Raw genomic sequence first — 12,222 nt, forward strand, 5'->3', positions numbered from 1 at the left:
TATAAAAATCATACTCTAAAAATTCATCTCTCACATTAACTCCTTATTACCGCTTACAATAGGATAAGTAAAAATATCTTCACTTTTTAAACATTTAATCTTTAATTTAAAAAAGGAATTAATGCTTGTAAAAGAACCAAAGAATCTAGATAAAACCAAACCTAATCTATAAACATCTCCTAAAGAATAAAAACAAGAATCATCTATATCTATAATACATAAAGTCCCTCTTTTGTTTAAATGATAAGAAGAATAGATAGTTTTTGCTTTTATATTTATAATAGCTTTTTCTAAAAGTTCACATATACTTTTATTCTCCTTATCATCCATAAAACTATAAGTATTTAAGATAGCCAAAAAAGAATCTTTACTTAATAAACTTTGATAATTAAAAGAAAGTAATGCTACTAATTTATAAAGTAGGCTTCCATCTACCTTAACTTCTCTTAAAGCACTTGCAAGAGTGATATTTTTTGTTTTAATATTTTTAAAATCTTTTAAATGATTAATATCTGCTATTTTTAATTTTAAAGGCAAGTTTTTATTAGAACATAAAGCATTGATACTTATAGTTTCAATAAAATTTTCATTATCAGTAAAGAAAGAGATTTCTTTAAAAGAATTATTCTTAGAATCAGATTTAGAACTTATATAATAAAAATTATCTTTATTTTGTGAGGAAAATCTTTCAAAGCTATTATAATTTTTAAGCATTTTTACCTCGCCTATATTACTATGAGCTTTTACTTGTATTACTTCTATTAATTCATAAGCATCTTCATGAGTTCTATCTATAAATATTTTATAAGCATCTTTAGTATGATTATTGATAATAGGTTCAGCACTTTTTTCAAAAATATTAATAATAGGACTTACTGCTAAGGAAAACATATGAGCTTTTGGTATGCATTCTTTAGGCAAGGCTTTTAAGAATTTAAAGCGTAGAGTAAAACTTAAATCTGATATATTATTTAAAACATTTAAATTTTCAATACCAATAAAATTAAATTTTTGAGGAATAAAAAAATATTCTCTCAATAAGGAAAACGCCTCAAAACCTAAATCATTATATTTTATGACACTTTCATTGCTATTAAATCCCATGGTTTTAATATGATAAGGATTTAATTTAATTTCTTCATTATTTTCTAAGATAATACTTAATTCTTGAAGGTAAAGGTGAATGTATAAAAGCAAGGTGGTTGAGATATAAACTTCATCTCCAAGATAAAGATTGATTCTTTCTAAATTTAGATCACTTAGTTTCGTATTTTCTTTATTGATTTTTAATTTTATATCCATGCTATGATATTTTTTTTCATTGTTTAAAAAAACTTCTTCAATTTCTAAAGGATAAAGATAAACATCATAAGTAGTTTTAAATTCGCATTCAATTTTATCTACGGGTTTGGTTTTGAGTATGCTTGATTTAGGAATTAAAATTTTATTTTCTTTAGCATTTTTTTCAAAAGCAAATTCTTGTAAACATAAAGATGGTAAAGAATTTGTATAATTTGGAGAAAGTATATTGATTAAAGACTGTGCTATATAAGGAATATTTTCATCTAATTCTTTGTGAATTTTTGAGGTTAAAATAGCAAGATTTTCAATGATTCTTTCTACATCTGGATCTTTGGAGTTTTTATCTAAAAAAGGAGCTAATTTAGGATAAAATTCTAAAATAGTTTCCTTGCTTTTGTGAAGATAATCAAGCTCTTTTTGATAGTAAAAAATATTTTCTTTATCCATCAAAAAACCTCATAATAGCGATTATTTTTAAAAATAATTTCATAATTAATTTCTTTCATTTCATCATCAATACATTTTAAAAGAAAACTAAGCTGCCAAGGACTTAAGGAATAATCATAATTAATGGATATAATTTTTATCCTTTTTTCATATTTAGAAATTAAATAATTTATTTCTTTAGCCATATTTGAAGAAAGCTCATTAGCGCTTAAATTTAAATCTGTATGAATACCTAAGTCATTTATACTTAAGCAATCATCAAGCTTGGTATTGAGTAAAGCTTTTATATTGTTTTTAATATCTTTATATTTATCCTCTATAAAAGCTTTAGAATTTTGTTCATCAAGATTGTGAATAATTTTATCTAAAAAAGACATTAATTATTCTTTATCAAGCTTTCCTACTAAAGAAAGTTCAAAATTACCGCCCATATATTTAAAATGAGGTCTTACGCTAAGATTTATTTTATACCAGCCTACTTCTCCTGCTACATTTTCAACTTTAATACTAGCTGCTCTAAAAGGTCTTTTACTTCTTACTTCAGCAGGAGGATTTTCTTGATCTGATACGTATTGTCTTATCCATTCATTAAGTCCATTTTCAATATCACTTCTTTCTTTCCAGCTACCAATTTCTTCTCTTTGTAGAACTTTAAGATAATGAGCAAGCCTTGAAATTAAGAAAATATAAGGAAGTTGAGTTCCTAAACGATAATTCATCTCAGCTTCTTTACCCTCTTGAGTATTAGCAAATATTTTAGGTTTTAAGGCTGAATTTGCTGAGAAAAAAGCCGCGTTATTTGTATCTCTTCTTAAAGTTAAAGCTATAAAACCATTTTCTGCAAGTTCAAATTCTCTTCTATCTGTAATTAGCACTTCTGTTGGAATTTTAGCCTCAAGTGTTCCAAAGCTTTCATAAAAATAAGTAGGCAAGTCTTTTACACTTCCTCCGCTTTTTGGTCCTATAATGCTTCCACACCATCTATACTTTGCAAAACTCTCACTTAATCTTGTAGCAAAGGCATAGGCCGAATTACCCCACAATAAATGCTCATGCGAAGCGTGGATATTTTCTTTATAATTAAAACTTTTAATAGGATTTTCTTTATCATCATAAGGACTTCTTGTTAAAAATCTTGTTACAAGCAAACCTGCATATTTAGAATCTTCATTTTCTCTAAAGGTATGCCATCTTGTATATTGAGGTCCTTCAAGTAAACTTTTTAAATCTTTGACATTGGCTAATTCTGCGTAATTTTCAAGTCCAAAAAAAGATGCAGATAAAGAAGTGATAAAAGGAGAATGGCTCATTGCAGCAATAGAAGACATTTTATTTAAAAAATTCATATCAGGACTGCTTGTGCTTAATTCATAATCTCCTATAATAGCTCCAACAGGTTCTCCTCCAAATTGTCCATACTCAGCAGAATAAATATTTTTATAAACAATGCTTTGAGTTATATCAGGATTGTTCTCAAAATCTTCCAAGGCCTCTTCTTTGCTTATATCAAATAAATCAATTTTAATATTTTCATTAAAGTCAGTTCTTTGAACTAAAAATGAAATTCCTCTCCAAGTAGATTCTAATTTTTGAAATTCTTTATGGTGTAAAATTTCATCCATTTGAGCAGAAAGTAAAGTATCAATTCTTGCAATCATTTCATCTAGAACAAATTTATTAATCTTATCCTCAACATTATCATTTTGAACAATGCTAGATATAAACTCAGCAACACCTTTTTTTGCTATGGCATAACTCTCATCATTTTTATTATATTTTGTTTTTTCCATAATGGTATCAATTATAGAAGGCGTGAGTGTTTTATCTTGCATTTTATTCCTTTTCTTCTTTAATTTCTAAAAGTAATTGTTCTTTTGAGCCTTTATCCATTAAAGCCTCCAAGAGAGCTTTTCTAAAATCAGGTATATTCCCCATAGGCCCTTTTAAAGCCATTAAAGCTTCTCTTAATTGTAAGAGTTTATTAAGTTCTGGAACTTGCTTTATAATGTTATCAGGAGAGAAGTCTTTCATATTAGAAATATGAAGATTAATATTTAACTCACCTTCATTATTTTCACTTAGAGTATTTTTTACGCTAAATGAGGTATTAATATTTAGTTTTTGCATCACTTGATCAAAATTATTTTTATTAATAGAAAGAATTTCTCTTTCTTCTAAATTCTTTTTATTTTCACTTGCGGTTAAATCAGACATTATCATTAATTTTAAAGGTAATTCAACATCAGCATTTTGCCCGTTTGTTTTAGCTTTGTAAGTAATATTAATGCGCTCTTTTGGAGCGTTTGATCCCTCAGACATTAATTATCCTTTAATTTAAATTTAAAATATTATAAACAATTAAAAATAAATATTAGCTAATTAAAAGCTTTTAGTTTCGCTTTTTCATATTCTTTAGTTAAATAATCTTTTAAGAGTTTTTTTTCCATTAAATCTTTAATTTGTGTATAAATAATCTTTGCGTTATATTCCATTTTTTGCTCTTCGAAAAGTTCAGCCATTTGTATTAAAGAATTAAGAGTGCTAAATAAAGAATTATCACGGTTTTTATCAATATCTATTAAACTTTGATTTAAATCTTTTTGAATTTTAGATGGATTGGTTTTTGTATTTTCATTTTTATTAGAAAAGTAGTTTAATAAGCTTTGTTCGCAAAAAGGAGTGTTATTGCTAAATTTAAGTTTTAAAAGCTCTTTAAAACGATCAATAAAATTATAGATTAAAGAACATAAAAATTTTGCTATATTGTATTTTTTGTGTTTTTTTAAAAATTCACAAAACATCTTAAATCCTTCAAACCAAAAAGGATTTAAAGCAAGATGAGACATAAAAAGTTTTATGTGTTCTAAAAGATTTGAGGACTCTTTAAGTAAGAGTTCTTCTAAATTTTTATTAGGACTTTCAATAAAAGTGATAAAATTTTCATGAGGAGGTAAGTGTTCAATTTTACCCCAGCAAGCTTCAATAAATAATGCATAGGCCGTTAAATTATCTATATCATTGGTTAAAAGTTTAAAGGCTAAATCATTAAAATAAGTTTTATAAGATCTATCATTTAAAAGATCAATGCTTTCTTTTTTTGTTTCTTCATTATTTAAATTTATTTTTTCTTTATTGTGTTGATTATCTTGTATTTTAGCTTTTTGTATATTTAATTCTATAAAAGAAATATTTAGGCTTTTTTCTAATTCTTTAAAAATTTCATTAAATTCTAAGGCCATATCAGGATTAATATTTAATTTTGCATTATTAAATTGATTTATAAAATTTTTTATAATACCTTCTAATCTTTTTTTGTAAGAATTTAATATTTTTTCATCTTGTGTTAGTGTGTTAGAATTTAATAAAGAGTTTAAATGCTTAAATAGTTTTAATAAATTCTCATAAACTGTTGCATTATTAAGATATAAACAAGCCAAAGAGAAATAATTGCAAATTTTAATATCAATTGTTTTAGTCTTTAAAAGATTAAGCGAGTATTCATACACTTTATCCCATTCAATACTTTCATGATTTAGAGTTTGATATTTAGACATTTGATATTCTAAGAGCTCATAATACTCTTCTTGTTTAAAATCATTATTTATACTTTTTACAAAAGTCATTCATACTCCAAATTCTATTAACTTTTATAATTATAATTAAAATTTAAAAAATATTATGTTAATTTACTTGCTTTAAATCTTAAAGGATAAAGAAAAATGCATAAAAAAATCTTTTTAACTTTATGCTTTTTGTTGTTTAATGCTTGTTCAAGTACTGTGGGTATAAAAATAATTAATCAAGAAAATTCTAATTTAAATAAACGTCTTGATGATGTTCCTCTTACAATTATTATTTATCAATTAAAAGATATAAGCAAATTTAAAGAAAGCAATAATGCTGATTTAATAAGCCAAGATCAAATACTTTCTAAAGATAAAATTGATTCTTTAAGGCTTCAATTAGCTCCTAAAGAACAAACCTTAGCCCTTGAGATTAAGGATGATGAAACGCCTTTTATAGGAGTGCTTGTTTTATATACTAATGGCACAATTTCTAAAATTTATACAAGCACTAAAGATGCTAAAGGTTTTGGAAAAAACAAACTTCTTATTTTTGAAATCAATAAAGAAGGTATTAAAAAGCTTTAGGAAAAAAGATGGCAGATAAATTAAAAGTTGTTTGGTTTAATGGTTTAAGTATAGATAAAATTCATTTTGAGCAGCAAGAAAGATATATAGAACGTAATATAAATACAAAAACAATCCATCTTTTTAATGCTTTATATGGCATTATTGATTTAGAATTTGATAAAGAAATGCTAGAATTTGGAAGAATTGCTTTAAAAAAAGTATCTGGTATTGCGCGTGATGGAAGTATTTTTGATGCTCCAATGCAAGATATTTTACCAGAGCCATTAGAGCTTGATTTTAACACTTTAAATAGTCCAATTATAGTTTTAAAAACTTCTTTAACGAATGAAGCCTTAGCTGATGTTGCTCTTAATAATGATTTAGAACTTAAATACAAAACTATAAGAAGTATTATAGCCTCTAAAGTCTATGATGGAAATAATGAATTTAAAGATTTTGAAGAAGATGAGGATATAAAAAATTCTACTTTTGCACAAGATAAGATGAATATAGCACTTGCAAGTTTAAGATTGAAACTAGGCGTTTTGGGAAATGCAAATGCTAATGAACTTGAAATACCTATTTGTAAAATTAAAAATATTTCAGCACATAAAAAAATAGAGCTTGATGAAAATTTTATTCCAACTTGTCTTAATTTAAATAAAATAAATATTATAAAATCTTTTTTAAATCAAATTCTTTATACAATTAATCAGCACAAAATCACTTTTAAAAATGTATTTAAGGGTATAGATAAAACTAAAAATACTTTGGATTTTAGCACTTATTTAACTTTAAATCTTTTAAAAAAATGGTATTTAATCTTTTCTTATATCAACAATAAAGAAAAAATTCATCCAGAATTTTTGTATGAAAAGCTTATAGAATTTCAAGGAGAATTATATGCTTTAAGTAATGAGGAAGAATTAGAGTTTATAGCTTATAATCATGATGATTTAAGCTCTACTTTTATTTTACTTATTAATCATATAAGAGTTTTATTTTCAAAAATTACCTCTCCTAAATATAGCATAGCTAAACTTGTAAATAATGGCAATGGTTTTTATGATTTATTATTTGATAATGATTCAATTTTAGAACAAGCTGAACTTTATTTAGCAGTGCATTCTAGCGTTGGTTATGAGTATTTGCTTCGCAATTTTAAAACTCAAAGTAAAATTTATACTCAAAGCAAAATTAAAGAAATTGTTGCAACGCAGTTAAAAGGTTTAAATATAGAACAAATTCCAAATATTCCTTCTAATATTCCTTATTTAAATGGTTATATTTATTATAAATTAGACAAAGAGGATAAATTATTTAAAGACTTTAAGGGTGAAAATGTGATTAGCATTTACTTAACTAATAATATAAAAGAAGCTGATATTAAGATGTGGGCTCTTTTTTAAGGTAAAAAATGCAAGAAAAAGAATTAAATCTGATTTTAAATTCGCAGTTTAAAGGACTTGGAAATAATAAAGTAATTGATAATTCTTTAGAGCTTTTATTGCTTATTTTTAGATTGTCTAAATTAAATTCTATTGATTTAAACTTTATGCAAAATCTTAAGGATGATTTAATTAATGATATTTTAGCTTGGAGTTTAAAGCTTGGAGCTTATAAAGAATATGAGGAAAAAGATATAGTTAAACTAAGATATTGTCTTTGTGTTTTTATTGATGAGATGCTTATGAAAAATAGTATTTTTATTAATAGTTCTTGGGCAAATAATACTTTAACAATTAGCTTATTTGATGAAGCTTTGGGCGGAAATAATTTTTATGATATAGCCTTAAATTGGTTAAGTGATCCTTTAAAAAATAAAGATTATCTTGAATTTATTTATGCGCTTTTAGCTTTGGGTTATCAAGGAAAGTATTCAAATGATGAAAACGTTAAAGAAAAAGTGGTTAATTTTTTAAATAATATAAGTTCGAGTTTGACTCCTCTTTTTAATGTAGATGAACAATTAGTTTTTAATAAAGCTTATGAAAATAAAATTAAAGAAAATCTTTGGCAAAAATTTAAAAGATTATATTTTAAAAAAACTCTTATTATTTTACCTATTGTTTTTGTTTTATTTTTTTATTTGTATTCTTTAATAGATCTTCATAATAATAATTTAAAAGTAAAAGAAGAAATAAATAAGACAATTGCTGAATTTAATCAGAGCATAAAGCTTAATTAATATTTTAATTAAGCTTTTTCTCTCCAATCATCTGCACCACTTGTTCCAGCAGCTACATGCTCCCAAGTAATTTTTCTGTAATTAAGTGAGACTTTAAAAAGTTCAGTTTTGTTGTGATTATTTGGATCTTGAGCATTTGGCATTATAAGAGTAATATCTGTAATAATTGCATCTTCTAATTTGGTTGTAAAAAAATGCTCTTGTCCACCACTTGTTGAAGTTCTAAACCAATGTACTTCAACATTAGGAAGTCTTTCTCCGCTAGTTAGAGCATTATAAAGCAATGGAACGGCTTTGTTTAAAGAGCAAGTAAAACTAAAGGGTTTATGCACTCTTTGTCCTGAGGGTTGTCCGCTTTGTTGATCAACAGGAACTGTTACTATGTGAGAGATTTCTTGAGCCATAATCTCATCTTCATGTCCTGCTTGGTAGCGATTTCCTATACTTGCTTCAGTAGAAGCACCACTTGAGATAAGTCCTTGAGTGGAGCCTTCTATTTTTATATATGCTGGTTGTGCCATAGCAACTCCTTTAAATCTAATACTTAATATTCTAGCAATATTTTTTATACTTTATTATAAATTGTGTAAAAATTTTATAAAATGTTACAAAATTACCTTTTAGGATAGTTTATGCTTGAAAAACTGATATTTTTTTTAAAATCCAAATGGTTTGCACTTACAATTTTTTTAATCTTTTTATTTGCACTTAGTTTCTTATTTTATTTTTGGGGTTCTTTAATAGCATTTAATGATTTTTATATTTTTAGTGATGCTTATTTAAGAATAATTATTATTGCTATAACTTGGGTAATTATTTTTTTATTTTTTTTATTAAAACCTTTAATGAGATTGATATTTTCTTTAAAAGATGCAAAAAGATTAAAATTTAAAAGATTAAGAAAAGAAGCTAATATTTTTTTATATAGAGCTAAAAGGAATTTTTTTATTATTTTAAAAGATGCAAAAAACACCTTTAAAAATTTAAAGATCAAAAAACTCCCATTGATTATGATAATAGGAAAAGAGGGTGCTGGAAAAAGCTCTTTGATAAATTATTCTAATATGGAATATCCTTTAAGTGATAGTTTAAATTCTTATAAGAAATTACATCAATCTACAAACAATTTTGCTCTTTATATTTCAAAAAAAGGAGCTTTGCTTGATACTGAAGGAAAATATTTTTCCCAAGAAGAGCTTTTTAAGCCTTTAAGAAGTGATGAATTACCAGAAGATGATCTTATTAAAAATAAAGAGTTTTTAATTAAGCAAAATATTTGGCAAAACTTTTTATTTTTTTTAAATAGAAAATTTTTTTACAATAAATTAAATGGTGTTGTTTTGGTAATAGATACTCAGGCTTTTTTGAGTAATTCTAAGGAGTATTCAAAAAATCTTTTACGTTATCTTGGCAAAAGAGTAGATGAAATTGAAGATATTTTAAATTTAAAACTTCCTATTTATATAGTTTTTTCAAAGATCGATCTTTTATTGGGCATGAAAGAATATTTTGAAATTTTTAATGAGACAATTTCAAATAAAGCTTTAGGCATTAGTTTTTTAGAGGAAATAAATCAAGAAAAACTAGATAAAGATTTTAAAGAATTAAGCAATGCTTTACTTTTTGCTTTTATGAGTAAAAATCAATTTATATATTCTTTAGAAGAGAAAACTAAAATCTATCTTTTCTTAAAACAATTTGACAATTTGCTTGCTTTAATAAAGGAATTTATCTTACAAATTCAAAGCAAAAATACTTTTAAAAATCATTCTTATTTAAGAGGAGTGTATTTTATTAGTGCTTATCAAGAAAATATACCAAGAAATTTTTTATTAGATACTGTATGTGAAAAATATGATATAAAAAAACCTTTAGCACATTCTACACGCTTTATAAATAAGAAAAGCTATTTTATTAAATCTTTATTTGAAGATATTATTTTTAAAGATTATTTTTTAAGCCAATTAACTTTAAAAAATTTATTTAAGAAATTTAGTTTTTTATTTTTAGTTTTAGCTTTATTTATTTGTTCTTATTTTTTATCTTCTTATTTTATTGAAATTAATAATAAAGAACAACAAAAGGCCAATAATGTCTTAAATCAAATCGAAAATTTGCTTAAAGATTCTGATTATAAGCATTTAGACATTTTACAAAAGGCTAAATTGTTGGCTAATTTAAAAAGTATCTTAAGTTCTTATTCTGAATTTAATAATAAAACTTCTTTTTTGGAATATTTTAATTTAAATATTTCTTATAAAGCCTTTACTCCTATTTTGGATTTTTATTATAAACTTAATGAAAATATACTTGAAAATACTCTTATTAAAGAAATGGAAAATATTTTACAAACTCAAAACAATCCTAAAGTTTTGGTTGAAACTTTATATATGTATAGATCTTTGTTTAAAGAAAACGCTCTTAATAAAGAATTATTAAAAAAATGGATTGATAAAAATTGGATCTTTTTAAATAAATATGAACTTTCAAAAGAGAATTTTTTAAATAGGATTGATACTCTTAAAAAAATTGATTTAAATGAGTTTTTAGAAAATAAACAAAGCATCAATGAGGCTTTTTTAAAGCTTGGTAAAATAAATAAATTTCAAAGAATTTATTTTTTACTTAATTTTTTAGACACAAAACAAAAAGATCAAATTTATAATCTTAAAGATGAGCTAGGTTTTTCTTTAGAAAATATTTTTGCAAATAAAAACATTAATGTAGATTTATCTTATAACAAAAAAGCATTGATGGCTTTTTTAAAAAATATCAATCAAACAATTGATCAAGCTATAAGCATAGATGCTTGGGTATTTGATGGTTTAAGTTCAAAAAAAGAAAGTAAGAATTTTATTATTTTAAATATTATTAAGTTATATTTAGAACAATATAAAGAGCAATACAAAAATTTACTTTTAAATCTTGCCCCTCAAAGATATATCTCAAAAGAAGCCTTGCTTGATAATTTAAATATCTTAGCTAGTAAAGAAAATCCTATAAAAGCTTTAATTGAAATTATAAATATGAATACTAATTTAAATGATGCTTTATTGTTAGGTCAAGCTTATAATTTGGGTGTGAATGCTAGTGAAATTAAAACTATTTTTATGAGTGTGAGTAATTATTTTAGTGCCTATCATACTCTTTTAGATAATAAAAGTTTAATTGATAATATTTTAAATACAAACAATGCCAATAATGTGAGCAATATTATGGATATTATAAATGAGGATTTAAACGTTTTAATTAGTAGAATTTCTAATTTTACTAATAATGATTTAAATACTCAAGAAAAAATAAATTATATTTTTAATCAAAACAAAGAAGCAAATGATATTTTTGATGTATTTTCAACCCATATTAAAAAACTACCTCCTAGCTTACAAAGATATTATTCTTTGCTTATTTCTTATTCTTATGAATTTATGCAAGATTATGGATTTTTATTGCTTGATAATGCGTGGTTTAATGAAGTTTATACCCCTTTTATAAATAATATAGCCCCATTTTATCCTTTTAATAATAATTCTAATGATGATTTAAGTATGGACGCTTTTAAAGAGTTTTTTGGAAAAAGCGGGATTTTAAATCAGTTTTATGAAAAATACTTAAATAATATTTTAATCAGAAAGAAAAATGAATATTTTATAAAAGAAACTTTTGCTAAAAGATTTGTTTTTTCTAAAGAATTTTTAACCTTTCTTTCAAAATCTTATATGCTTTCAAATTTGATGCTTGATTTAAATGATAATATAAAACTTAATTTTATTTTAAAAAGCTTGGATTTAAGTTCTAGTTTTTCTTTTATAGAGCTTTCTTATAATTCTTATAAAATAAGATATGATCATACTTTAAAAACAAATCTACAAATTATTGCAGATCAATTTAATACTTCTACTATTTTAAGCTTAAATGCTTATTCTTTTAATAATGCAAATATAAATTATAATAAAAATTATAAAGGAGAATGGGCTTGGTATAAATTATTAAAAGAAGCAAATTATATGGATAATGGCACTTATAGCATTTTATTTGATAATAAAGAGAGATATTTTGATTTTATGTTAATAAGTGGAGCTAGTGTTAATGATATTATTAAAATATTAGATGATTTTAAAATGATTAAAAGGGTGAAGGGGTGAAAATGGA

11 protein-coding genes are annotated in these 12,222 nt (G+C 24.1%); 4 read left to right on the forward strand and 7 right to left on the reverse strand.

What is annotated here, in order from left to right:
• Positions 1-30: 30 nt before the first annotated feature.
• The 6 genes from tssF to pheL form a co-directional block, all read right to left on the reverse strand.
• The gene (gene tssF, locus DU473_RS07835; protein ID WP_131163057.1) at positions 31-1,749 is read right to left on the reverse strand and encodes a type VI secretion system baseplate subunit TssF; all 1,719 of its coding nucleotides are present in this window, start codon (positions 1,747-1,749) and stop codon (positions 31-33) included.
• Positions 1,749-2,126 (reverse strand): GPW/gp25 family protein, encoded by a 378-nt coding sequence (locus DU473_RS07840; RefSeq protein ID WP_131163058.1) that lies wholly within the window; start codon positions 2,124-2,126, stop codon positions 1,749-1,751. Before DU473_RS07840 ends, tssF begins: the two co-directional genes overlap by 1 nt.
• 3 nt (positions 2,127-2,129) lie before the next feature.
• Complete coding sequence (gene tssC / locus DU473_RS07845; RefSeq protein WP_131163059.1) at positions 2,130-3,581, reverse strand: type VI secretion system contractile sheath large subunit; 1,452 nt, start codon at positions 3,579-3,581, stop codon at positions 2,130-2,132.
• 1 nt (position 3,582) lies between these two features.
• The gene (gene tssB / locus DU473_RS07850) at positions 3,583-4,068 is read right to left on the reverse strand and encodes a type VI secretion system contractile sheath small subunit (RefSeq protein ID WP_131163060.1); all 486 of its coding nucleotides are present in this window, start codon (positions 4,066-4,068) and stop codon (positions 3,583-3,585) included.
• A gap of 56 nt (positions 4,069-4,124) precedes the next feature.
• Entirely contained in the window at positions 4,125-5,372 is a 1,248-nt protein-coding gene (locus tag DU473_RS07855) for a type VI secretion system domain-containing protein (protein ID WP_131186943.1), read from the reverse strand.
• Positions 5,373-5,451: 79 nt separating this feature from the next.
• On the reverse strand, positions 5,452-5,496 hold the full coding sequence (gene pheL / locus DU473_RS08595) for a pheA operon leader peptide PheL (protein ID WP_373563805.1): 45 nt from the start codon (positions 5,494-5,496) through the stop codon (positions 5,452-5,454).
• 32 nt (positions 5,497-5,528) lie between these two features.
• Here pheL and tssJ point away from each other — a divergent pair, with 32 nt between their 5' ends.
• The 3 genes from tssJ to icmH are packed head-to-tail and all read left to right on the forward strand — an operon-like array spanning position 5,529 to position 8,070.
• Positions 5,529-5,900 carry a type VI secretion system lipoprotein TssJ gene (tssJ, locus tag DU473_RS07860; protein WP_411763203.1) on the forward strand — a complete coding sequence of 124 codons (372 nt, stop codon included), beginning with the start codon at positions 5,529-5,531 and terminating at the stop codon, positions 5,898-5,900.
• 8 nt (positions 5,901-5,908) lie between these two features.
• A complete protein-coding gene (tssK, locus tag DU473_RS07865; RefSeq protein ID WP_131186944.1) occupies positions 5,909-7,291 on the forward strand; it encodes a type VI secretion system baseplate subunit TssK in 1,383 nt (460 codons plus the stop codon).
• An 8-nt stretch (positions 7,292-7,299) separates the two neighbouring features.
• Positions 7,300-8,070 (forward strand): type IVB secretion system protein IcmH/DotU, encoded by a 771-nt coding sequence (gene icmH / locus DU473_RS07870; RefSeq protein WP_131186945.1) that lies wholly within the window; start codon positions 7,300-7,302, stop codon positions 8,068-8,070.
• Between the two features lie 8 nt (positions 8,071-8,078).
• Here icmH and DU473_RS07875 read toward each other — a convergent pair whose 3' ends face one another.
• Entirely contained in the window at positions 8,079-8,591 is a 513-nt protein-coding gene (locus DU473_RS07875; RefSeq protein ID WP_131163065.1) for an Hcp family type VI secretion system effector, read from the reverse strand.
• A gap of 111 nt (positions 8,592-8,702) precedes the next feature.
• Here DU473_RS07875 and tssM point away from each other — a divergent pair, with 111 nt between their 5' ends.
• Positions 8,703-12,215 carry a type VI secretion system membrane subunit TssM gene (tssM, locus tag DU473_RS07880; RefSeq protein ID WP_131186946.1) on the forward strand — a complete coding sequence of 1,171 codons (3,513 nt, stop codon included), beginning with the start codon at positions 8,703-8,705 and terminating at the stop codon, positions 12,213-12,215.
• The last annotated feature ends 7 nt before the right edge of the window (positions 12,216-12,222 follow it).

Origin of the sequence: Campylobacter novaezeelandiae (assembly GCF_004323845.1) — a bacterium.
Classification (GTDB): Bacteria; Campylobacterota; Campylobacteria; order Campylobacterales; family Campylobacteraceae; genus Campylobacter_D; species Campylobacter_D novaezeelandiae.